Genomic DNA, 22,150 nt, shown 5'->3' on the forward strand with positions numbered 1-22,150 from the left:
GCGAAGACGAGGGTGCCGAGCTCATGAGTGCGGCAGAGAGAATGAGATACGCGTTGAGGAACATTCTGGGGGTCTCTTGGCGCCTAACGATATCGAGTTCAGCGGCGAAGAGGAAGGAGCGCGAGCGACTGACGATGAGTCCGCTGCAATGAGGTGTTAGGCCGCTCCTGGCCGGGTGTGCCGCCCGGGAGGCTACTAGGCTCCCGCGCTACCGAGCGCGAGCCTATTGACGGAGGGCACGAAGCCACTCGCCTGATAGGACGAAGCGTGGAAACGTGACCCACTGCTCCAGGAAAATGCGAGAGATGGCATTTGTGGGGCCCGTGAAGGGCTCGGGTGGAACCTGCTCTTGTTTGTGGCCGCGCCCCTGCAGGGCCACTGAGACGACCATGATGACAAGGGAGACGGCTCCTAGAAACCATGAGCGTGAAAGGAGTGCCACCACAAGGCTGACGTTCCCGAGGAGAAAGAGCGGCACTACGACGATGTGAATTAGGAGATTGGTATGCGAGCGGTGAACACGGGGATAGCCAGCCCACTGCCAACGAAGCAACTCCGTGACGCCCATACCCCTCCAGCTCTTAGCGGCCTAACTAGTATTAGACGGCAACCGGGTATCCATATCTAGTGACGTTTCCACGGTTTTCGCCCGGATGTATGTGCAGGTAGTGATATTTCTGTCTCCATATCTGTAGACTTTTTAGGGGTATGCGGACCGAGGAACGCGATGCGGGTGGGCTCGATCCCGAGGCCTAGCGCCCGGTCGTACCGCATGCGCCAGCGCGCAGCCTTCGGCACCCACTTCCCGCCCACGGCCCGGATCTTCTCCCTGAGATCCGCCTCCCACGATTTCACGTCGACGTGTACGTTCCGCCTTGGCGAGACCTTCCACGGAGCCGTGGCCACGACGATCTCGACGGTGGTGAAGCGGGTCGGGGGCGTGTCGCTGTAGCGATAGCGGACCGAGATCAGGCGGTCGCCGTAGTCGCGAACGAGCTTGGCCGTTCCCCGGGTGCCCGGCCGCATCGTGCAGCCGACGGCGCTGTCGAAAATGCTGTCGAACTGGCCCATGTCGCCTCCCCGCCGTCAGCGCCCCTTGCACCACTCGTCCGGCAACGCCTTGATGAAGCGCGTCACGACGACGGTTCGCTCGGCGCCGTCACCCTCCATCTTCGGGCGGTCGAGGATCGAGCCCTCGAACGTGACGTAGAGCTTCGCGCCGGGCTCCTTCACGGTTTTCCGGTAGCCCCTCTCCATCGCGACGAAGTCGGCTTCCATCGCGACGGGGTAGCACCGCGAGGTGCGGCACTCGGTGAAACGTGCGGCGTCCGCCATGTACGTCATCTCGCCGGCGAGATTCAGCGTGAGGTCGGCGGGCCGCAGGGTGCCATCGCTCTTCAGGGCGTAGGGGAGGCTCGACACGATTGGCCTGCCATCGATGTCCAGCGCGCGGAGCGTGTCCGGGCCCGTGATCTCGACCTGCAGCGGCATCTCGCCGCCACGCGAGAGGACGAGTGCCTTGCGCTCTTTCTCAATACGCCACGTCCCGATCTCGTCGCGAACGGCGCTGCGGCCGAGCCATTCGCGGTGCAGGTGGAAGACGCCGTCCGGCCAGACGTCGAGGTGCCAGCGGACCGCCTCGCAGTCGGCGCAGGGGAGATCCCCGGTGAACGTGGCCGGCAGGTGCAGGCCGTGGGGGGCTGCGGGCGTGGGCGGCCCCCCCGCGTGCGCGGCGCGGAGCAGCGGCGCGGCGAGGAGAAGCGTCGCGACCACCCCGCATGCCGAAAGCGCGCGCCGCGCCGGCGTTCTCCTAGAATCCATCCGTCACCTCACGAGGGAGCCCGGGGCTTCGTTCGAAAAACCATACCAGACGGGTGAACGGGCCGTCATCGCGCGTTCGCCGGAGGGGAACGAACATGACGAGGACGCTTCTCTGTGCTCTTCTGCTCGCGACGGTCCCGGCGGCAGCCGCGGATGCGCCCGGCCTGAAGGGCAGCTGGGTGCTTTCCGGCCTGGCCGGGCAGACGCTCGTGACCGGCTCCACGGTGACCCTGCGCTTCGACGGCACGCGCGCCCTGGGCAGCGACGGTTGCAACCGCTACACGGCTCCGTACACGGCGTCGGCCGGCGCGCTCAAGGTCGGCCCCAGCGCCGCGTCCACGCGGAAGGCGTGCCCGCAGGACCTGATGGACCAGGCCTCGGCGTTCCTGGGCGCGCTCACGCGCGCGAACGCGTATCGAGTCGAGTCCGGGCGGCTGCAGCTCACGGCGGACGGAGCCGTCCTCGCGACGTTCGCGCCCCAGCCGCGGTCGCTCGCCGGCACCTCGTGGCGGGTGACCGGGTACGACAACGGCAAGCAGGTCTTCACGAGCGTCCTCGCCGGGTCGAACCTGACGATGGAGTTTTCCGCCGACGGCAAGGCCGCCGGCTCGGCCGGCTGCAACCCCTACAGCGTCCCGTACAAGGCGGAGGGGGAAAAGCTCTCCCTCGGGCCCGCCGTCACGACACGGAAGATGTGCGCCGAACCCGAGCGCGTCATGGAGCAGGAGCAGCTGTTCCTGAGGGCGCTCGAGACGGTGGCCTCCGCGCGCGTGGAAGGCGACCGCCTCGAGCTGCGCACGGCGGACGGCGCGCTGGCGGTGACGGCGATGAAATCCTCCAAGTAGCGAGGCGAGCCCAAACGGCCTGGTCCCTATCAGGGAAGGCGGGTTCGCCCTGGTATCGGGGGCTCGGCCGGCCGAAGGCATTTCCGCAGGCTCGCGTCGAATGCCGCACCCATCGCGTCCATGGACAAGTGGGCTTCCACGAGGCGCCGGGCGTTTGCCGCGACACGCGCGCGGAAGGGCTCGTCCGCGAGCACGCCTCGCAGGGCCTGAACGACGGAGTCGGTGCGATGGACGTCGTAAGCGGCGCACGTTTCTCCCGGCCTGATCAATCGGGCGGACGGTGCGGCCGCCGAACTCGCGACCGGCAGCCCCGCTGCGAATGCTTCCATGAGAACGAGGGCCACCGGGTCGTCGAAAACAGAGTGAAAGAAAAGGGCGTCGTGCCGGGCGTATTCCGTTGCGAGCGCCGCCCTCGGAACCGGTCCGCGCAGCGTCACGACGTCGTCCAGGCCGAGTTCGCGGACCAGCTTCTCGATCAGCGTCCGGTAGGCCGGCGAACCCTGCGCGGCGATCGCGGTCACCGTCGCGCCCGGCAGGAGCTCGCGGAGCGCCGGCAGCGCCTGCAGGAGGAGGTGCAGGCCCTTCTCGGGTGACAGCCGGCCCACCCAGAGGATGCGGTTGCCGCCCGGCGCCGGCCGCGGCTCGGCCGGAGGCAGTGGGACGCCGAAGTAGATCGTCTCGGCGCGGGCATCGGGGAAACCGGCGCGCACCGCCTCGGCGCGCCACCCCTTGCTCGCGAAGATGGCCCGCGTGAGGCTGGCGGGCTTCACCGGGCGGAACATCCCGGGAGCGCGGCTCGCGCCGAGGTAGAGGGCCGCAAGGGCGCGGCCGGCCGCCCAGCCGGACCCGCGCAGCTCGTCGGCGAGCGCGCCCATGCTCACGACGACGAAGGGCCGCGCCTTGGCCGCCGCGAGGTCTCCTGCGAGCCGGCACAGGCCCGGGGGCGCGCCGTCGGCGTGCACCATCAGGACGTCGAAGTCCTCCGCGAGGATCTGACTCCCGGCGGCCTTCAGGTTGCGCGAGAGGGAAACGTAGTGCTCGCGGGGCATCGCGATGCGGGACATCAGCCGCCGCAGGCCGACGGGAACGGAGTGGAACCAGGCGCGCAGAGCCGGCGAAAAGGCGTGACCGCGGCTGAGGCGCGAGTGGAGCTGCGGGCTCTCCCAGCCGTCCGCCGTCCGGACGCGCCACCCGCGCTCCTCGAGGAGCGTCCGGATCTCCTCGACCACGAGGCTCTGCCCGCCGACGATGCCCGGGTCGGCGGGGACCGCGAGCATCAACAGGCGGGGCGGGGTCACGGCGGCGTCAGGCCCATGAGGGCCCGGGCCTCGGCGAACGTCGCGAGGGGGCGCTCGGCCGCGCGCGCGAGGTTCGCGACACGCGCCACGAGCCGTTCGTTGGTTGCAGGGTCGCTCTTGCCCGCGTCCATGTAGAGGTTGTCCTCGAGGCCGGTGCGGACGTGCCCGCCGGCCAGGACACCGAGCGCGTTCATCGGGAACTGGAAGCGCCCGATGCCGGCGGCCGACCAGAACGCGCCCTGCGGCAGGCGCTCGACGAGGAGCGCGAGGTTGAGCGGCGTCGCGGCGAGCGTCCCGAGGGAGCCGAGAATCAGGTTGAAGACGAACGGGGGCTTCAGGACGCCGCGGCCGATCAGCACGCGCGCGTAGTCGAGCATGCCCGTGTCGAAGACTTCCAGCTCGGGAACGATGCCGCGCTCCAGCATCTCACCGGCGAGCTGCTCGATCATCTGCGGCGAATTGACCGACGCCTGCTTTGGAAAGTTCATGGAGCCGAGCGTGAGCGAGGCCAGCTCGGGTTTCAGGCTGCCCTCGAGCGTGAGGGCGGCGCGTCGAGCCTCGAAGGTGTTGTGCGTGCGCCCGCTCGTCGTGACGCACACGATCGCTTCCGGCACGGCCTCCTTCAGGCGGGCTGCGATGTCCGAGAAGACGTCGGCGCGCGGCGAGGGGTCCTCGTTCGCCTCGCGTGCGTGCACGTGGAAGACGCGCGCGCCGGCCGCCGCGCCGCGGGCCGCGTCGGCGGCAATCTCCCCGGGCGTCAGCGGCACGTGCGGGCTGTCGGCGCGCCGGGGGACCATCCCGGTCAGCGCGAGGCCGATGACGAGCGGAGACTGCGCGGGCGGCCTCACAGGCTCCTCACGCCGGACTTCGCGACGACCGCCGGAACTCCCGTCACGAGGACGCCCGGCGGCACAGGCTTCACGACGACGGCGCCCGCACCGACGACGGCGCCGGCGCCGATCGAGACGTGGTCGCGCACGACGGCGCCGACGCCGACGTACGCCGCCTCGCCGACCGTCACGCCGCCCGCGATGTTCGCGCCCGGCCCGATCGTGCAGAACGGCTCGAGGCGCGCGTCGTGCCCGATGAGCGCCCCCCGGTTGACGATGACGTTCGGGCCGATGACGGAGCCCTGGGACACGATGACGCCCGCGTTGATCACGCAGCCGGCTTCGACGCGAGCGCGGCGCGAGATCACGGCGGACGGATGGACGATGGACGCGGGGAAGTGGCCGCGGGCGGTCATCGTCTCGACGAAAGTCCGGCGCTGGGTGCTCACGATGCCGGCCACGATGGCGCACGCGCGAAGCGCGTCGGGCACGTCGTCCACCCAATGGACCGGCAGGCCGGCGTGGCTTGTTCCGGCCGCCGGTCGCTCGAGGCTGACGACGAAGCCGAGCGGCTCGTAACCGCCCGCGGCCTCGGCGATGTCGAGCGTTTCCGTGGCGAAGGTGCCGCTGCCGAGGATCAGGAGCTTCTGAGGAGCCATTGGCAAGGAGTCCTTTTCTTTCCGCCGGGAGTCAGGCGCGCGGCCGCGAAGGCCGCGCGGGCACGCCCGCGATTATCCAGTAGGGCTCGTGGAGACGCGTCACGACCGCGCCGGCGCCGACGACGGTGCCCTCGGCGACGTCCGCCAGGACGACCGCGCCCGTGCCGATCCAGACGTCGTTTCCGATGCGGACCTGCACGGGTTCTCCGGGTTGCCGCGTCATGGGGATCCCGCCGCGCGCAATCCCGTGCTGCCGAGCCCCCTGCGCGACGTTCACGTTCGTGCCGAGCATCACGTCGTCGCCGATGTCGGCATTCATGAGAGCGCTGTACGGCCCGATCGTCACGTCGTTTCCGACGCCGGTCTCCGGCCGCCAGATGACCGCCATCCATCCGATGGAGAGGCCCCGGCCGCAGCGCCGGAGGGTACGGCGGTACCAGTGCCGCCGCAGCCAGATCCCCGGGGATCCGGGCGCGAGGGCGAGAACGCAGCTCCCGGTCTCGAAGCTCACGAGACGGAGGCGATAGAGGGCGACGAGCGCCAGGGCGGGGAGAGCGCAGGCAGCCTCGGCGGCGCGCGCGAGCGCGCGGCGCGACGTCAAGCTCCCGCTCCGGGAGCGGGGGCCCGGAGCGCGACCCACAGGGTCCGCCACTCGCTCGGGCGCGCGCTCGCAGTGGTCCAGATTCCCAGCGTGCGTCTTGCGAGGGCCACCATCAGCGCATTCTGGACGACGAAGCCCATCGCAACAGCGGATGCGGCGCCCGGGGCCCCGAACGGAGGGGTCAGGGCGAAGAGCAGGATGAGCGTGAGGGCGCTCCCGAGGAGCGACGCCCGGAGGACACGCGCCTGGTGTCCCGACATCAGGAGCGTCGTCGCGGCGAGGCCGGAGAGAGAGTTGACGACGTAGCCGCACGAGAGGATCAGCACGAGCGGGAGGCAGGCGCGGTAGGGTGCGCCGAAGAGGGCCGTCAGAAACCACGCGCCGCCGATCGCGAGAGCGATGGCCCCGGTGGCTACGAGCGCCCCCGTGACGGTCGCAGCGCCGCGCACGAGGCGCTGCAGTCCGGGCAGATCGCCGCTTGCGTGGAGCGCCGCGGCGCGCGGCATGAGGAGCGTGCGCGCCATGGCATCGGGCTGGAGGAGGAGCATCGCGACGCGGCTCGCGATCCCGTACACGGCGACTTCGGCGCGGGGGCGAAACGCGCCGAGGACCCAAAGGTCGGCCTGGCCGAGCACGAGCCAGAGGCCGGTATTGAGCCAGACCGCGCGCGATTCACGCCACCACCAGGAGAATGGAGACGGGGCGGTCGGCGCCGGCGTGAGATGCCGGCACAGAGCGAGGCGCCCATAAGCGGAAGCGCCGGCGAGTCCGAGGGCGAGCGCGGCGATTGCTCCCGGGACGGCCAACGGAGGACGGAGGGCATCAAGGGCCCAGATCGCAGCGAGCCCGAGCCATCCGCCGAACAACTCGCTCAGGAGCGCCGCGGCCCGGAGATCACCGAACCCGCGCAGGAGCTCCGCGAGAAGACCTGAGACGGCCAGCGCAACGATCAAGCAGGCCGCCGCCATAGCCGCGGATATCTCGCCCGTTACGAGCGCGGCGGCCGCGAGGAATGCCGCGCTCGCCGCGAGGCCGCCGCGCAAGCCCCAACCGAGGGCCGCGTGAGCGAAGTCGCTCGCCTCGACGCTCCGCCCGTTGCGCCGGCTGACGGCGATGTGGCGCAGCGCGACCGGTCCCAGCCCGAACGAGGCCAGGACCCCCATGGCCGCGGCTGCGCTGGCCCAAAGAAAGTAGCTTCCGAGCTGGGGTGCGGGCAGGAGGTGCGCGAGCGTCGCATTCAGGGCGAGCGCCGAGAGCAGGGCCGACGCCCTGCCCAGCAGCACCCATCGGCTGTCCGTCACCCAGGCGCGCACGGCCATCGTCTTCAGGTCGGCCGCGGCGGAGAATGGACGCCGCGGAGCGGCCTCACCCCTTCGGGATCGGCGCGACCGGCGGGCCCGTGCGGGCGTCCTTCGGCCAGACGAGGTCGAGCTTGCCGTTCGCCTTGTTCTGGGTGACGACGAAGGGAAGGACGGCCTGGCCGGTCTTGCTGAACTTGAAGACGCCGCCCGGCAGGATCGAGTCCTTGATCTCGAGCGACGCGAGCGCGGAGCGGATCGCCTCCGGCTTGAGCGAGCCGGCCTTCTTGATCGCCGTGAAGATCGCGCGGACGGTCTCGTACGCGCAGGCGTGGTACCACTGCGGCGTCGTTCCCGTGGCGGCCTTGTACTTCTCGGTCCACGCCTTGACCTGCGGGTAGGGCAGGAGGTCGGACCACCAGCCGCTCGCGAAGATCCAGTCCGTGGCTGCGCCAAGGCCCTTGCGGGCGGCCTCGTCCGAGCCGCGCGCGCCGTACGTGACCATGAGGTGGTAGAGGCCCATCTGCGTGTACATGCGCTGCATCGAGATGTAGTCCTCGAGGTGGGCGTCGCACATGAAGAGGTCGGCCTTGGCCCCCTGAACACGCGTCAGCAGCGGCTTGAAGTCGGGCGCGTACATCTCGAAGCTCTCGTCGAGCGCGACCGAGAACTCCTTCGGGTGCGCCTTGGCGAAGTCGTGGATGCCCTTCTGGAAGTCCTTGCCGTGCTCGGTGTTCTCCCAGACGATCGCGATCTTCAGCGGCGGCTTGAGCTTGCCCTCCTTGACGAGGTCCGAGAGGAATTCCATCTGCGTCGTCGCCAGGTTCTCGACGGGGGAGAGCGTGCCAAAGACCCACTTGCTGCGCCCGTAGATGCTCGTGGCGCCCGCGCCGCCCGCGACGTAGGGGATTTCGTAGCGGTCCGGGACGACGCTCTGGGCCTGGACCAGCTGCGAGCCGTAGCCGCCGACGACGGCGTGGACCTTCTGCTGGGCCATGAGCTGCTCGACCAGCTGGGCGCTCTTGCTGGCCTCGGACGTGTCGTCCAGGAGGCGCAGGTCGACCTTCATCTTCTTCCCGCCGACATCGAGGCCGCCCGCGTCGTTGATCTCCTTGACGGCGTACTCGGTGGCCTGCTTGTAGGCGCCGCCGATCTTCGACTCCTTCCCGGTGACGGGCAGGACGGCGCCGAGGCGGATTTCGTCCTCGGCGCGGGCCGGGAAGGCCGCGAGAAGCGCGGCGGCGAGGACGGCGAGAAGGCGTGAGCGGCTATTCGGCGTCATCGAATCCTCCAGAACGGAACCGCCCCTCGTGGAGAGGGGCGGGGGGTTTCAGTCGGACGGCGCGGACGCGCCGGGGGTCAGAAGTAGTAGGCCTGCATCTGGACCGTGACCTGGTCCGTGATGAAGTTCGACGAGCTGGCGGGGCAGGGCGACGTGGCGACGGCGCACTTCACCGAGACGCGCTGCCACCAGATCTTGATGTTGAAATTGCTCTCGGACTTCGTGTACGGGTAGTAGTTCACGCCGAACGCGAAGCGGCTCTCGTTCTTGTACTCGTTGACGGCCTGGGTGAACGTCTTCTGCTCGTAGCGGGCGATCGGGGCGATCTTCAACTTCTTGAAGTAGGCGCCGGCCTCGATCTGGAACGTGCTCTCCTCGGGGAGGGCCGTCAGGAACGTGCCGCCGTTCGCGTACTGGTACTGGATCGTGGACTCGAACGAGCCGACGGGCACGGGGAAGTCGAGGTACATGTCGGCCGACGCGTACCGGTAGTCGCCCTGCGTGTCGTAGGCGCCGCCGATCGCGAGGATCTTCTTGTTGCCGTAGTTCACGCCCGCGTAGGAGGGCAGGTTGTAAACCTCGGTGTCGAAGAAGTTGTACTGGAGCCGGTTCACGAAGCGCGGAGAGTTCTTCACGCCCGGCTGGCGGAGCCCCGACACGATCGCCGAGCGGTACTCGAGGCGGTCGCAGAGGAACCAGCCGCGGAACATGACGCCGGTGTCGCGGCCGGACTGGTTCTGGAGGGCGGTGCTCGTGAGGAACGCGTAAGCCGAGAGGTCGAGCATGAACTGGTTCGGGCTGCTCTTGAGGCCCTCGCGGCTGATCGGCGACCGGATCGCGCCGAACTGGACGTTGAACTCCTTCGCGAGGCGCCACTCACCGACCGCGTCGAGGAGGTTGAACCCGGTGCCGGGAGACTTGGTGCCGGTCGTCGAGCCCGCGGCCTGCGTGGACTTGCCGAGGTTGAGGTTCTCGGTCTCGGCGAAGAAGAACAGGTTCTTCGCGACCTGCCCGCCGATGATGAACCGCAACCGGCGGATGAACAGGTTCTGCTGGAACCCGTTCGAGCCGTCTCCGGTCGCGTTGATGGTCTCGGTCCAGTCCGCCTGAGGCTGGATCAGGAATCCGAGCTTGAAGTTGACGTTGTCGTTGACCTTGACCATGGCCTGCCCGTGAGCCGGGAAGGCTGCGCCGATCAGGGCGAGGAGGGACGCAGTGACGAGAACGGAAGCGAGCCTCCGGGGTGCGGGGTGCGCGCAAATCGGCATGAGAACGAGTCTCCTCTTCGGCCGGTCGTTAGGCGTGGGTAAAGCATAGTCCAACCGGGCGACCTGTCAATCATTTGCCGGAGGGACCTGCGCATTTACGCGCAGAGAAATACGACCGCGAGCAATCCGGCCGCGAACGAGGCCAGACAGGCCGCCACGACCCCCGGCCAGCCCCACGCCTGCCAGGCGAATCCGGGCAGGACGGAGCCGAACGTCGCCCCGAGGTAGTAGAACGTCGTGTAAAGGGCCCCGGCGCCTCCCTTCGCCTGCCGGGCGGAGGCATTTACGAAGGCTGGGGCGGTGCCCTGGACGAGGAACATGCCGACGCAGAGGGCTACGAGGCCGAGGACGACGGCCGGCAGCGAGGCGGCGAGGGTCGAGAGAACCGCGGCGGCGGCCACGAGGAAGCCGGCGGCCATGATCGCCCGGCGCCCGAACCGCTCCGACGCACGGCCCGCCAGCCACGAGGTTGCGATTCCGGCCACGTAGACGAGGTAGACCCCCGAGACCTTCGCCGTGGAGAGGCCGAACGGCGGCGCCGTGAGGTAGTACGGCAGGTACGTGAAGATCGCGATGAACCCGAAGAAGACCGTGAAACCGATCACGAGGCCGCCGGCGATCCGGCGGTCGCGGAGGTGCCCGGCCATTTCCCGGAACGCGCCCGCCAGCGAGCGGGCGGGGCCGGGCGGCGAGGCCGGAAGGTGGATCGCCATGCCGAGCGCGGCGACGAGCGTCACGGCGCCGAAGACGAGGAAGGGCGCGCGCCAGCTGAAGTGGCTCGCGATCCACCCGCTCGCGACGCGGCCGGTGAGCCCGCCGAGGGCGGAGGCGGCGACGTAGCTGCCGACGGCGGGCCCGAGGGCGGCGCCGGCGTAGGCGTCGCCGATGTACGCCACCGCCACCGCGGCGACGCCCGGCATGAGAAGGCCCTGCAGGGCGCGCAGGCCGACGAGGACCGGGAAAGAGGGAGCCGCAGCGCAGAGCAACGTGGGCACGGCGAGGGCGGCGCAGCTCGCGACCATCACGGGCTTGCGGCCGAAGGCGTCCGCGAGGGGCCCGTAGGCGTTCGAGACGAGCGCGATCATGAGGACCACGACCGAGACCGTGAGGGCGGCCGTCGGCGCCGTCACCCCGAACTCGTGAGAGAGCAGGGGGAGGATCGGCTGCGTGACGTAGAGGTCCGCGAACACGGCGACGGACGCGAAGAAGAGGGCGAGGAGGCGCATGGAGGTCGAATCCATTCTCCCTCGGCGCCGTCGCGGCTGCCGCCGTAAACTGGACCTGACGAGACGAAGGAGTCCGAACATGCTCGCGCAGAAGAAGATCGCCGTCATCGGGTCGGGAACCATGGGCCGGAGCATCGCCTCGGGCCTGCTGCGCTCGGGGAAGGTCAAGGCGCAGGCGCTGCGCGCGACCGCGCGCACGAAGGCCAGCGCGGAGAAGGTCGCGAAGGAGTTCGGGTTCCCGTGCACGACGGAGAATACGAAAGCCGCCGCGGACGCCGACATCGTCCTCCTGTGCGTGAAGCCGAAGGACGTGGCGAAGGCCGTCGAGTCGATCAAGGGCCGGCGCAAGAAGCCGCCGCTCGTCATCTCGATCGCGGCCGGAATCAGCACGGGCTTCATCGAGGGCCACTTCGGCGACGCGACGCCCGTGCTGCGCGCCATGCCGAACACGCCGTGCCTCATCGGGAAGGGCATGACGGTGCTCTCGAAGGGGAGCCACGCGACCGACGCGGACGTCGCGCTCGCGACGGAGATCTTCGAGCCGCTCGGAAAGGTCCTCGAGCTCGAGGAGAAGCACATGGACACGGTGACGGGCCTTTCGGCGAGCGGCCCCGCCTTCATCTACATCATCATCGAGGCGCTCGCGGACGGCGGCGTGATGCGCGGCCTGCCGCGCAGCGTCGCGACGACGCTCGTCGCCCAGATGACGATGGGCGCCGCCGAGATGGTCCTCACGACGGGCCGGCATCCGGCCGCCCTCAAGGACGACGTCACGACGCCCGCGGGCTGCACGATCGCCGGCATCCTCGCGCTGGAGGACGGGCGCATCCGGTCCGTCCTCGCGCGCGGCGTCGAGACGGCGGCGAGGGTGGCGGGAGAGCTCGGGAAGTAGCGGGCGTCAGGCAGTCTCGTCGAGGATCGCGAGGGCGACTTCTTCGACGGCGGCCGCGACGGCGGGCGTGACGCGGTCGCCCGGGTCGACGCGCTCGGCCTCGATGCCGTAGACCGTGAGGGAGGCGGGAAGACGGCCGAGGACGCGCGCCGTCTCGATGCCCTCGGCGACGCCGGGGGAGTGCGACGAGATCCAGCCCACGTCGCCCGGGACGGGGCCCTCCGTCGCGTCGAAGCGAAAAACCGTCCCCGGCGGATGGCCGGAGCACAGCGCGTCCACGACGACGACGTGGTCCGCCGGACGCCAGTGCTCCATGAGGGAGAGCCCGTCCTGCGTGTGCTCGACGGCGCGCACGCCGCGACAGGCGCTGAGGCGGCGGGCCGCGAGGAGGCCCGCGGCGTCGTCGCCGCGGAAGTCGTTGCCGACGCCGATCACGAGGAGCGGCACGTCAGTCCCTGTCGATCTTCAGCTTGAGGAAATGCGTCGCGCAAGAGATGCACGGGTCGTGGTTGCGGACGACCTGCTCGCAGAGGAGCGTCAGCCGGTCTTCCGCGAGGTCGAGGTGGTTCTGGACGAAGCCGCGCAGGTCGGCCTCCATCGCGCGCAGGTTCTGCGCCGTGGGCGGGACGATGCGTGCCTCCTTGATGAGGCCGTCGCCGCCGATGCGGTAGCGGTGAAAGAGCAGGCCGCGAGGCGCCTCGGTGGCTGCCGCGCCGACGGCTTCGCGCGGGACGACTTCGACGAAGGAGGGCCCGGGCGGCTCGTACGTGCGCAGGATCGCGAGCGCCTCGTCGATGGCCCAGAGCGTCTCGACGCAGCGCACGAGGATGCTCTTGAAGGGGTTCCGGCATTCCCTGCCGAGCCCGGCCTCCTGCGCGGCGGCCTGGATGGCCGCGGGAAGACGGTCGAAGTTGAGGGTGTAACGGGCGAGCGGCCCGGTCTGGATGATTCCGCCGCCTTTCCTCCGCGCGTGCAAGGCATTGGACCTCTGAACGTGCTCTTCCTCGAAGTGCTGCTCCCACTCGGACGCGGCGATGTCGAGGCCCTCGCTCGAGACGATCCGCCCCTCGTTGAGCGGGTACTCGGACGAATGGCGCAGCGAGACGAGCTCGTGGTGAAGGTCGAGGTCGGGGAACGTGAACCCGGAAGCCCACTTGAGGAGAGCGACGGCCTCGCCGCGCGCCGTCTCGAGCTTCGGGACGAGCGGCGCGAGCTCGGCGGCCGACGGCGCGCGCCAGAAGCCGCCGACGCGGACGTTTACGGGGTGGATCTCGCGCCCGCCGACGGCCGTGACGATCTCGTTGCCCGCCTTCTTCAGACGCAGGCTGAGCGTGACCGCCTCGGGGTGGTCCTTCGCCATGTGGAGGGCGCTCTCGTAACCGAGGAAGTCGGGTGCGTGGAGCATCGCGGCGTGGAGAACGTGGCTCTCGATCCACTCGCCGCAGTAGAGAAGGCGGCGCAGCGCGCGTACGCGCGGGCCGGGGTCGGCGCCGCAGGCGGCCTCCATCGCGTGGACGGAGCTCATCTGGTACGCGACGGGGCAGATCCCGCAGATGCGCGCGGTGAGATCCGGCGCCTCGCCGAGGGCGCGGCCCTTGAGGAACGCCTCGAAGAAGCGCGGCGGCTCGTAGATGTCGAGCCTGACTTCCTGAACCTTTCCCGCGCGCACCCGCACCTTGAGGCCGCCCTCGCCCTCGACGCGCGCGAGGGCGTTCACCGTGATCGTCCGGACCTTACTCATGGAGCTCGCTCTCCTTGCGGAACGCCTCGGCGCTCGCGTTGAACGAACGGAACGCGCGCACGAGGGCCGGCGGCGGCACGCCGAGCTCGCCCCAGAGCGCGGCGAGCGACGCGGTGTTCGGCGACTCCATCGGCCCGAAGCAGGCGAAGCAGCCGCGGTGGTAGGAGGGGCAGAGGGCGTCGCAGCCCGCCTGCGTGACGGGCCCGAGGCACGGCGTCCCGGACGCGACCATGACGCACGGCGTGCCGCGGCGCTTGCACTCGAGACAGACGCTGGAAGCCGGGGTCACGGGCTTGCGCCCCGCGAGGTACGCGCTCACGACCTCGAGGAGCTGGACCTTGCTGATGGGGCAGCCGCGCAGCTCGAAGTCGACGAAGACGTGGTCGCGGATGGGCGTCGACTTGCCGAGGACCTCGAGGAACTGCGGCGAGGCGTAGACGGCCTTCGCGTAGTCCGCGACGTCCGTGAAGTTGCGGAGCGCCTGGATCCCGCCCGCCGTCGCGCAGGCGCCGATCGTCACGAGGAACTTCGCCTGGCGGCGGATCTTGTGGATGCGCTCGGCGTCGTGCGGGGTCGTGATCGAGCCCTCGACGAGGACGAGGTCCCAGGGCCCCTTTCCGACGGCGCGCGAGGCTTCGAGGAAGTTGTCGATCGAGACGGCGCCCGCGACGGCGAGGAGCTCGTCCTCGCAGTCGAGGAGCGAGAGCTGGCAGCCGTCACAGGACGCGAACTTGAAGACGGCGAGCGTGGGCTTCGCGTTCTCCATTCAGAGCTCCCGCCGGGACATGAGGTCCCAGACGTCGACGCAGGGGAAGACCGGGCCGTCCTTGCAGATGAACTTCGGCCCGCACTGGCAGTGCCCGCACAGACCGACGCCGCACTTCATGTTTCGCTCGAGCGAGAGCCACACCTTCGCGGCCGGGACGCCCCGGCGCTCGAGCTCGAGGACCGTGAACCGCATCATCGTCTCGGGTCCGCACACCATCGCGACCGTGTTGTACGGGTCGAAGGGGACGCGGGGGATCAGCGTCGTGACGACGCCGACGTTGCCGCGCCAGTCGCCGATCGCGCGGTCGACCGTCACGTGGACGTCGAGGTCGAAGTCCCCGCGCCACTCCTTGAGCTGTTTGCGAAAGAGGATGTCGTCGGGGGTGCGGGCGCCGTACAGGAGAACGACGCGCCCGTATCGCTCCCGGTGGGAGAGGATCTCGTAGAGGGCCGGGCGGAGCGGGGCGAGGCCGATGCCGCCGGCCACGACGACGACGTCGCAGCCTTTTGCGTCCTCGACCGGCCAGCTCGTCCCGAACGGGCCGCGCACGCCGAGCGCGTCGCCGCGCTTGAGCTTGCCCATCCCTCTCGTCACCGCACCCACGACGCGCGTCGTGTGGACGAGCCGCTGCGGAAACGCCGGGTCGCCGCTGATCGAGATCGGCACCTCGCCGATCCCGAAGACGTAGAGCATGTTGAACTGGCCGGGCGCGAACGGGAACGCGCCTCCGCCCTGCGGGAGGAGCTCGAGCGTGAACGTGTCGGCCGTCTCGCGCTGCGTGCGCTCCACGACGTACGGGACGGGCTGCATCGGGTCCGCCGGCGGCCGCGGGGCCGCGGCGACGGGCCGTGGCGCCTCGAGGACCGAGCTCACCGATGCCTCCCGGCCGGCTCGGTGGCGTAAACGTCGAGGAGCTGGAGGCGCGTCGCGTCGAGGCGCTGTCCCACGATGTCGGCGAAGCTCTTGAGCAGCTCGTAGCCGAGGTCGTGGTCCTCCTCGCACTTCTGCCTCAGGCACCGGCCGTCGAGCGCGATGACGCGCGTGAGCTCCTTGGCCTGCGCGCTGAAGCGCCAGCGGTACGGCGGCACGAGCCAGGACCAGCCGAGGATGTCGCCCTCGCCGATGGTCTGGATCGTCACGGTGCCGCGCGGCGGGGCACCGACCTCCACGGCGACCTTGCCGTGCCGGACGATGAAGAACATGTGCGCTTCCTCGCCCTCGCGGAACAGGAACTGGCCGGCCTCGAAGCGCTCGTTCCGCGCGCACCCCGCGACGGTCCGGATGTGCGCGGGCGTGAGGCCCTTGAGGAACGGGTGTTCGGCGAGCAGGGGGTCGAGTGCTTCCATCGTTTCCTCCGTCAGGCGGCCGGCGCGGGCCGGGCCTCCTGGAGAACGCGGGCCTCTTCCGTGAGGTCGATCCCCACGGGGCACCACGTGATGCAGCGGCCGCAGCCGACGCAGCCGGTCTCGCCGAACTGGTCGACCCACGTCGCGAGCTTGTGCGTCATCCACTGGCGATAGCGGGCCGACGGGCTGCGCCGGATGCTGCCGCCGTGGATGTAGGAAAAGTCGAGCGTGTGGCACGAGTCCCACCGCCGCCAGCGCTCGGCGGACGCCCCCGTCAGGTCCGAGGTGTCCTCGACGGTCGCGCAGAAGCACGTGGGGCAGACCATCGTGCAGTTCGCGCACGAGAGGCACCGCTCCGCGATCTGCTCCCAGCGGGGACTGTCGTTGCTGGCGGTCAGGAGATCCTTGAGGCCCGCCGTGTCGAGCGTACGGCCCATTCCGGCTTCGGCGCGGCGGGTCGCCGCACGGGCCGCTTCGATGTCCTCGGGCTTCGCGGGGCGCGAGTCGATCCGCTGGAGGAGTTTCGCGCCCCGATCGGTGCCGAGCTCGACGAGGAACTCGTGCCGCCCGCTTTCGAGGAGCTCCGTGAGCGCGAGGTCGAAGCCGCCGGCGGCGCGCGGACCGGTCCCGAGCGAGGAGCAGAAGCACGTGCCCTCGGCCTCGCCGCACTGGACGGCCACGATCAGGGCTTTCTCGCGTCGCGCCCGGTACGCCGGGTCGGAGTACGGCCCCTCGAGGAAGACGCGGTCCTGGCGGGCGATCGCGGCGAGATCGCAGGGCCTCACGCCGACGAAAGCGTCGGGCCGGGCGTCGGCGGCGCGGCTCTCGACGTGAAGCGCCTTCTTCTGGCGGGTCACGCCGAAGAGGCGAAGGGAAGCGGGGAAGAGGAACTTTTTCCACGCGTGCGGCCCGACGGTGTAGCCGAAGAGCGCTCCGTCGCTGCGCTTTCGGAGGCGGTAGCGGCCGTTCGTCTGTTCCTGTCCGACCCCGCTCGGAAGCCGGGCGGCGGAGGCGATCTCGTCGTAGACGATCGCTCCATCCTTTACGGTCGGCCCGAGGACCCTGTAACCCGATTCCAGGATGACGTCGAGAAGCGCAGAAATCTCTTGCGCCTCGACCACGCGGGACGAGGCGCCGGGCGCCTCCTCGGAGGCATTCATGCAGGACCCTCCTCTATAGAGATGGGGCGGCCCGGAATGGGTGTCAAGGGAGCGAGATGCTTCGGGGCACCTCCCGCGGTTCTATGATCGACGCGAGCTTCGGGAGGTCTTGAATGAAGGACTCCGTCTCGTTTCGCCTCAACGGGAAACCCGTCCAGCTCGACGTCGACCCCGAGCGCTCGCTGCTCTGGGTCCTGCGCACGGACCTTGGCCTCACGGGGACGAAGTTCGGCTGCGGCGAGAGCCTCTGCGGCGCCTGCACGGTCGTCGTCGGCAAGGAAGCGGTCCGGACCTGCCTCCTGCCCGTGAAGGCGGTGCGCGGCAAGGACGTCACGACGATCGAGGGCCTCGAGAAGAACGGAAAGCTCCACCCGCTCCAGGATGCGTTTGCGGACACGGGCGGGCTGCAGTGCGGCTTCTGCACGCCCGGGATGATCATGAACGCCTACGCGCTGCTCCTGAAGAACCCCAAGCCCTCGCGGCCCCAGATCATCGCGGGGATGGAGGACAACCTCTGCCGCTGCGCGGCTCACCACCGGATCGTTCAGGCCATCGAGAAGGCGGCAGCGGGAGGCGCGTCGTGAGCGGCGCCCGGCCTCCCCTCGTGATGCCGCCGACCCCTTCGGAGACTTCCTTCAGCCGCCGGCGCTTCATCCGGCTCGTCGGGGGCGGGATCATCGTCCTCTTCAACGCGGACCTGTCCGATCTCATGGGCCAGGAGACGCGCACGCGCGGATACCCGACCGACTTCAACGCGTACCTGAGGATCGCGGCCGACGGCCGCGTCACCGTCTACACCGGGAAGATCGAGATGGGGCAGGGCATCGTCACGTCACTGGCCCAGATGGCGGCCGACGAGCTCGGCGTCGCGCTCGCGTCGATCGACATGGTCATGGGCGACACGGCCCTCTGCCCGTTCGACAACGGGACGTACGGGTCGATGTCGACGCGCTTCTTCGGCCCGGCGCTGCGCGCGGCCGCGGCCGAAGCCAGGGCCGTGCTCGTCGTGCTCGCGTCCGAGAAGCTCAAGGTGCCGAAAGAGGGGCTCCGCGTCGAGGACGGCGCCGTGTTCGCGGCCGCGGACCCGAAGGCCCGCATCACGTTCGGCCAGCTCGCGAACGGCCAGAAGATCGTCAAGACGCTCGACGGCAAGGCCGTCCCGAAGTCCGTCGCCGAGTTCCGCGTCATGGGCAAGCCCACGAAGCGCCTCGACGCACGCGCGAAGGTGACCGGGAAGGCGCAGTTCGCCGGAGACGTTCGGCTGCCGGGCATGCTTTACGCAAAGGTCCTGCGCCCGCCGGCCCACGGGGCGACGCTGAAGACCGTCGACACGTCCGCCGCCGCGCGCGTCCCGGGCGCCGTCGTCGTGAACGAGGGCGGGCTCGTCGCCGTCCTGGCGCCCGATCCGGAGACGGCCGAGAAGGCGTTCGCCGCCGTCAAGTCCGACTGGGACGTCCCGAAGCCGGAGTTCGACGACCGGACCGTATTCGACCACCTCCTGCAGTCCGGCGGTGCGGGACAGGAGTCCGAGCGGAAGGGCGACCTCGCCGAGGGCGAAAAGTCGGCCGTCTCCCTCTTCGAGGGCAAGTACCTGAACGGATACGGCGCCCACGCCGCGATGGAGACGCACACGGCGCTCGCGCAGCTCGAGAACGGCACGATGACCGTGTGGAACTCCACGCAGACGCCGTTTCCGAATCAGGCCGCGATCGCGCAGGCGATCGGGTTCGCGAAGGAAAACGTTCGCGTCATCACGCCGTTCGTCGGCGGCGGATTCGGCGGCAAGAGCGGCGGCGGCCAGCAGGCCATCGAGGCCGCGAAGCTCGCGAAGGCCGCCGGGAAACCGGTGCAGGTGTGCTGGACCCGCGCCGAGGAATTCTTCTTCGACGCGTTCCGCCCGGCGGCCGTCGTGAAGATCCGGTCGGGTCTGGACGCGCAGGGCAGGATCTGCCTGTGGGACTACGGCGTCTGGGCCGCGGGCTCCCGCGGCGCCGAGCAGTTCTACGACGTCCCGAACAACCTCATGCGGACGTACGGGCGATGGGGCGGCGACAACCCGAAGATGCACCTCTTCGCGACGGGGCCCTGGCGCGCGCCGGGGGCGAACCTCAACGTCTTCGCACGCGAGTCGCACCTCGACGTGATGGCCGCCAGGGCGAAGATCGACCCGCTCGAGTTCCGGCTGAAGAACACCTCCGACAAGCGCATGCGAAGCGTCCTCGAGGCCGCGGCGGCGCGCTACGGCTGGAAGAAGGCCGCCGGGCCGTCGGGCCGCGGCGTCGGGATCGCCTGCGGCATCGACGCCGGGACGTACGTCGCCCTCGTGGCCGAGGTGAAGGTCGATGCCGCCAGCGGGCGCGTCCGTGTCGTGCGGATCGCGTGCGCTCAGGACATGGGCATCGTGATCAACCCGGACGGCGCGACGATGCAGATGGAGGGCTGCATCATGATGGGTCTCGGCTACGCCCTCACGGAGGAGGTCCGCTTCAGCGGCGGACGGATCCACACGCGGAACTTCGACACGTACGAGATCCCGAAGTTCTCGATGATGCCCGCGCTGGACACCGTGCTCGTGAAGAACGACGAGCTCTCGCCGCAGGGAGGCGGCGAGCCCGCTCTCGTCCCGGTCGGGGCGGCCATCGCGAACGCCGTGTTCGACGCGACGGGCGCGCGCCTCACCGAGATGCCCATGACGCCGGAGCGCGTGAAGACGGCGCTGGCCGCGGTCAGACGCCCAGGTACGCCTCCTTGACGTGCGCGTCGTTCAGGAGGTCTTTCCCCTTGCCCTCCAGGACGATGCGCCCGTTTTCGAGCACGTAGGCCCGATCCGCGATCGCGAGGCTCTTGAAGACGTTCTGCTCCACGAGGAGGACCGTGACGCCGGCGTCATGGACTTCCTGGATCACGCGGAAGATGTCCCCGACGAGGATGGGGGAGAGGCCGAGCGACGGCTCGTCGAGCATGAGGAGGCGCGGCCGGGACATGAGGCCGCGGGCGATGGCGCACATCTGCTGCTCGCCGCCCGACATCGTGCCGGCCGCCTGTTTCTCCCGCTCCTTGAGGCGCGGAAAGATGCCGTAGACCTTCTCGAGCATCTCGGGGCGCGTCTTCTTCGCCTCGGGCGTCAGGGCGCCGAGGAGGAGGTTCTCCTTGACGGTCATCTCGGGGAACAGCCGCCGCGCCTCCGGCACGTGGGCGATGCCGAGCCCGACGAGGTCGTAGGGGGCGCGCGTATGGAGCGCCTGCCCCTCGTAGGTCACGGCGCCCTTCTTCGGCCTGAGGATCGAGGAGACGGTGTTCAGGCTCGTCGTCTTGCCCGAGCCGTTCGCGCCGATGAGGGCGACGATCTCGCCCTTCTGGACGTTGAAGGACACGTCCCAGAGGACCTGGACGTCCCCGTAGAACACGTCGACGTTCTTGACCTCAAGCATGCGCGGCTCCCAGGTACGCCTCGATCACTCTCGGATCGTTCGCGACTTCCTGAGGCGTGCCCTGGGCGATCCTCTCGCCGTAGCACATGCAGAGGAGGCGCTGCGAGATCGACATGATGACGCGCATGTTGTGCTCGATGATGAGGATCGTGACGCCGCTCTCGTGGATCTTGCGGACGATCGAGATCGTCTTTTCGACCTCGGCGGGGTTGAGACCCGCGAAGTTTTCGTCGAGGAGGAGGAGCTCCGGCTTCGTCGCGAGGGCGCGTGCCATCTCGAGCCGCTTGCGCATCCCGAGCGGCAGGCTTCCCGCCGTCCGGTCCCGCCAGGCCTCCATCTCCGTGAACGCGGTGGCCTCGAGCGCCATCGCGCGGGCCTCGTCCCGGTGGTCCGTGCGCGAGAACGCCGAGACCATGACGTTCTCGAGGACGGTCAGGCGCGCGAGCGGCTTGACGACCTGGAACGTCCGCGCGAGGCCGCGCCGGCAGATCTCGTAGGGCTTCAGGCCGTCGATGCGCTGGCCGTTGAAGAGGATCTCGCCTTCCGTCGGGGCGTAGAAGCCGTTCACGACGTTGAAGACGGTCGTCTTGCCGGCGCCGTTCGGGCCGATGAGCCCGAAGATCTCGCCCTTCTCGACCGTGAAGGTCATGTGGCCGACGGCCTGGAGGCCGCCGAAACGCTTCGTGACGTCCTTCAGCTCGAGGAGGCTCATGCGGCCTCCTTCAGCGGGCCGCCGGCCGGTGGGGCCGCGAGACGCCGCTTCCGGCGCTGGAGGGTTTCCCGGAGCGTGCCGACGATGCCCTGCGGGAAGAAGATGATGATCACGATGATGAGGAGGCCGAAGAAGACGAGGTGCCCGGACTTCAGGTACGTGCGGAACACCTCGGACATGAGGATGTAGATCGCGGCGCCCACCGCGGGTCCCCACGTCGTCGCGACGCCGCCGAGCATCGTGACGAGGATCATCATGACCGAGATGTCGTGGATCGAGAACACGATGCCCGGGTCGATGAACCCCATGTAGTTCATGTAGAAGCTGCCCGCGACGCCCGTGAAGAACGCGCTGAGGAGCAGCGAGATCAGCTTGTACTTCGTCGCGTTGATCCCGAGCGATTCGGCGCAGTCCTGGTCCTCGCGGATCGCGAGGAAGTAGAAGCCGAGCTTCCCGTGCATGACGAACCGGATGAGAGCCATGCTCACGGCCGCGAGCGCGAGGACGATCCAGTAGTACCAGCTCTTGGAATTGAAGGCCGGAATGAAGAGGATTCCCTCGGCGCCGTTCGTGAGCTGCTTCCAGTTGAGCGCGATGAGGCGGAGGACCTCGGCGAGCGCGAGGACCGAGAGCGCGAAGTACGGGCCGCGCAGCCGGAAGCAGATCCAGCCGATAACGGCCGAGGCGGCGGCGGCCGCGAGCCCGCCGAGGAGGAGGCCCCACCAGGCGGCGGCCGGGGACATCCCCGTCTTCACGAGGATGCCGGTCGTGTAGGCGCCGATTCCGAAGAAGGCGGCGTGCCCGAAGGAGACCTGGCCCGTGTAGCCGCCGAGGAGGTTCCAGCTCTGGCCGAGGACCGTCCAGAGGAGGCAGAGGATCAGCATGTGGAGGACGTACGGGTTGCTCACGACGGCGGGGACGACCGCGAGGAGCGCGAGGCCGCCGAGCGACAGGAGCGTGGCGCGGCTCAT

The 22,150-nt window shown here is 69.6% G+C and carries 24 protein-coding genes; 4 read left to right on the forward strand and 20 right to left on the reverse strand.

From position 1 onward, the window contains the following. Nucleotides 1–223 precede the first annotated feature (223 nt). The 3 genes from IPL89_12330 to IPL89_12340 are packed head-to-tail and all read right to left on the reverse strand — an operon-like array spanning nucleotide 224 to nucleotide 1,773. Nucleotides 224–568, reverse strand: a complete 345-nt coding sequence (locus IPL89_12330; GenBank protein ID MBK9063963.1) for a DUF962 domain-containing protein — start codon at nucleotides 566–568, stop codon at nucleotides 224–226. 56 nt (nucleotides 569–624) lie between these two features. Then, on the reverse strand, nucleotides 625–1,071 hold the full coding sequence (locus IPL89_12335; protein ID MBK9063964.1) for a hypothetical protein: 447 nt from the start codon (nucleotides 1,069–1,071) through the stop codon (nucleotides 625–627). Between the two features lie 15 nt (nucleotides 1,072–1,086). Beyond that, nucleotides 1,087–1,773: a copper resistance protein NlpE N-terminal domain-containing protein gene (locus tag IPL89_12340; GenBank protein MBK9063965.1), complete on the reverse strand. Its 687-nt coding sequence runs from the start codon at nucleotides 1,771–1,773 to the stop codon at nucleotides 1,087–1,089. 143 nt (nucleotides 1,774–1,916) lie between these two features. On the opposite strand from IPL89_12340, the gene IPL89_12345 reads away from it, so the two are divergent. Further along, nucleotides 1,917–2,666: an META domain-containing protein gene (locus tag IPL89_12345; protein MBK9063966.1), complete on the forward strand. Its 750-nt coding sequence runs from the start codon at nucleotides 1,917–1,919 to the stop codon at nucleotides 2,664–2,666. 29 nt (nucleotides 2,667–2,695) lie between these two features. On the opposite strand, the gene IPL89_12350 is transcribed toward IPL89_12345, so the two are convergent. The 8 genes from IPL89_12350 to IPL89_12385 all read right to left on the reverse strand — a co-directional run bounded on the left by IPL89_12350 (nucleotide 2,696) and on the right by IPL89_12385 (nucleotide 11,128). Beyond that, nucleotides 2,696–3,964: a glycosyltransferase family 4 protein gene (locus tag IPL89_12350; GenBank protein ID MBK9063967.1), complete on the reverse strand. Its 1,269-nt coding sequence runs from the start codon at nucleotides 3,962–3,964 to the stop codon at nucleotides 2,696–2,698. Continuing rightward, nucleotides 3,961–4,761, reverse strand: a complete 801-nt coding sequence (locus IPL89_12355) for a 3-keto-5-aminohexanoate cleavage protein (GenBank protein MBK9063968.1) — start codon at nucleotides 4,759–4,761, stop codon at nucleotides 3,961–3,963. The genes IPL89_12350 and IPL89_12355 overlap by 4 nt, the downstream gene beginning before the upstream one ends. Before the next feature lie 47 nt (nucleotides 4,762–4,808). Then, nucleotides 4,809–5,453, reverse strand: coding sequence for a NeuD/PglB/VioB family sugar acetyltransferase (locus IPL89_12360; GenBank protein MBK9063969.1), 645 nt, complete (start codon nucleotides 5,451–5,453; stop codon nucleotides 4,809–4,811). A 31-nt stretch (nucleotides 5,454–5,484) separates the two neighbouring features. Beyond that, nucleotides 5,485–5,772: a hypothetical protein gene (locus IPL89_12365; GenBank protein MBK9063970.1), complete on the reverse strand. Its 288-nt coding sequence runs from the start codon at nucleotides 5,770–5,772 to the stop codon at nucleotides 5,485–5,487. Nucleotides 5,773–6,050: 278 nt separating this feature from the next. Continuing rightward, complete coding sequence (locus tag IPL89_12370) at nucleotides 6,051–7,373, reverse strand: polysaccharide biosynthesis C-terminal domain-containing protein (GenBank protein MBK9063971.1); 1,323 nt, start codon at nucleotides 7,371–7,373, stop codon at nucleotides 6,051–6,053. Nucleotides 7,374–7,419: 46 nt separating this feature from the next. Next, complete coding sequence (locus IPL89_12375) at nucleotides 7,420–8,634, reverse strand: amino acid ABC transporter substrate-binding protein (GenBank protein MBK9063972.1); 1,215 nt, start codon at nucleotides 8,632–8,634, stop codon at nucleotides 7,420–7,422. Between the two features lie 77 nt (nucleotides 8,635–8,711). Further along, nucleotides 8,712–9,902 carry a hypothetical protein gene (locus IPL89_12380; GenBank protein ID MBK9063973.1) on the reverse strand — a complete coding sequence of 397 codons (1,191 nt, stop codon included), beginning with the start codon at nucleotides 9,900–9,902 and terminating at the stop codon, nucleotides 8,712–8,714. 95 nt (nucleotides 9,903–9,997) lie between these two features. After that, the gene (locus tag IPL89_12385) at nucleotides 9,998–11,128 is read right to left on the reverse strand and encodes an MFS transporter (GenBank protein ID MBK9063974.1); all 1,131 of its coding nucleotides are present in this window, start codon (nucleotides 11,126–11,128) and stop codon (nucleotides 9,998–10,000) included. A gap of 79 nt (nucleotides 11,129–11,207) precedes the next feature. Between IPL89_12385 and proC the strand changes: the two genes are divergently transcribed. Further along, complete coding sequence (proC, locus tag IPL89_12390) at nucleotides 11,208–12,020, forward strand: pyrroline-5-carboxylate reductase (GenBank protein MBK9063975.1); 813 nt, start codon at nucleotides 11,208–11,210, stop codon at nucleotides 12,018–12,020. A gap of 6 nt (nucleotides 12,021–12,026) precedes the next feature. Here the strand turns inward: proC and IPL89_12395 are convergent, their stop codons facing one another. From IPL89_12395 to IPL89_12420, 6 genes are read right to left on the reverse strand one after another with little or no spacing between them, the layout of a single operon-like run. Beyond that, on the reverse strand, nucleotides 12,027–12,467 hold the full coding sequence (locus tag IPL89_12395) for a hydrogenase maturation protease (GenBank protein ID MBK9063976.1): 441 nt from the start codon (nucleotides 12,465–12,467) through the stop codon (nucleotides 12,027–12,029). A gap of 1 nt (nucleotide 12,468) precedes the next feature. Further along, nucleotides 12,469–13,761 carry a Ni/Fe hydrogenase subunit alpha gene (locus IPL89_12400; GenBank protein ID MBK9063977.1) on the reverse strand — a complete coding sequence of 431 codons (1,293 nt, stop codon included), beginning with the start codon at nucleotides 13,759–13,761 and terminating at the stop codon, nucleotides 12,469–12,471. Next, complete coding sequence (locus tag IPL89_12405) at nucleotides 13,754–14,527, reverse strand: oxidoreductase (GenBank protein MBK9063978.1); 774 nt, start codon at nucleotides 14,525–14,527, stop codon at nucleotides 13,754–13,756. Before IPL89_12405 ends, IPL89_12400 begins: the two co-directional genes overlap by 8 nt. Beyond that, nucleotides 14,528–15,340: an FAD/NAD(P)-binding protein gene (locus IPL89_12410; protein MBK9063979.1), complete on the reverse strand. Its 813-nt coding sequence runs from the start codon at nucleotides 15,338–15,340 to the stop codon at nucleotides 14,528–14,530. It lies immediately after the preceding gene. Between the two features lie 59 nt (nucleotides 15,341–15,399). Further along, nucleotides 15,400–15,876: a cyclic nucleotide-binding domain-containing protein gene (locus IPL89_12415; GenBank protein ID MBK9063980.1), complete on the reverse strand. Its 477-nt coding sequence runs from the start codon at nucleotides 15,874–15,876 to the stop codon at nucleotides 15,400–15,402. Between the two features lie 11 nt (nucleotides 15,877–15,887). Continuing rightward, nucleotides 15,888–17,036, reverse strand: coding sequence for a 4Fe-4S dicluster domain-containing protein (locus tag IPL89_12420; GenBank protein ID MBK9063981.1), 1,149 nt, complete (start codon nucleotides 17,034–17,036; stop codon nucleotides 15,888–15,890). Nucleotides 17,037–17,149: 113 nt separating this feature from the next. Here IPL89_12420 and IPL89_12425 point away from each other — a divergent pair, with 113 nt between their 5' ends. After that, nucleotides 17,150–17,620, forward strand: a complete 471-nt coding sequence (locus tag IPL89_12425; protein ID MBK9063982.1) for a (2Fe-2S)-binding protein — start codon at nucleotides 17,150–17,152, stop codon at nucleotides 17,618–17,620. Beyond that, entirely contained in the window at nucleotides 17,617–19,788 is a 2,172-nt protein-coding gene (locus tag IPL89_12430) for a xanthine dehydrogenase family protein molybdopterin-binding subunit (GenBank protein ID MBK9063983.1), read from the forward strand. Before IPL89_12425 ends, IPL89_12430 begins: the two co-directional genes overlap by 4 nt. Here IPL89_12430 and IPL89_12435 read toward each other — a convergent pair. From IPL89_12435 to IPL89_12445, 3 genes are read right to left on the reverse strand one after another with little or no spacing between them, the layout of a single operon-like run. Next, the gene (locus tag IPL89_12435; GenBank protein ID MBK9063984.1) at nucleotides 19,763–20,467 is read right to left on the reverse strand and encodes an ABC transporter ATP-binding protein; all 705 of its coding nucleotides are present in this window, start codon (nucleotides 20,465–20,467) and stop codon (nucleotides 19,763–19,765) included. The two genes, IPL89_12430 and IPL89_12435, sit on opposite strands and share 26 nt — an antisense overlap. Continuing rightward, on the reverse strand, nucleotides 20,460–21,179 hold the full coding sequence (locus IPL89_12440; GenBank protein MBK9063985.1) for an ABC transporter ATP-binding protein: 720 nt from the start codon (nucleotides 21,177–21,179) through the stop codon (nucleotides 20,460–20,462). Before IPL89_12440 ends, IPL89_12435 begins: the two co-directional genes overlap by 8 nt. Continuing rightward, nucleotides 21,176–22,150 (reverse strand): branched-chain amino acid ABC transporter permease, encoded by a 975-nt coding sequence (locus IPL89_12445; protein MBK9063986.1) that lies wholly within the window; start codon nucleotides 22,148–22,150, stop codon nucleotides 21,176–21,178. The genes IPL89_12440 and IPL89_12445 overlap by 4 nt, the downstream gene beginning before the upstream one ends.

The organism is Acidobacteriota bacterium (assembly GCA_016716715.1).
Classification (GTDB): domain Bacteria; phylum Acidobacteriota; class Thermoanaerobaculia; order UBA5066; family UBA5066; genus Fen-183.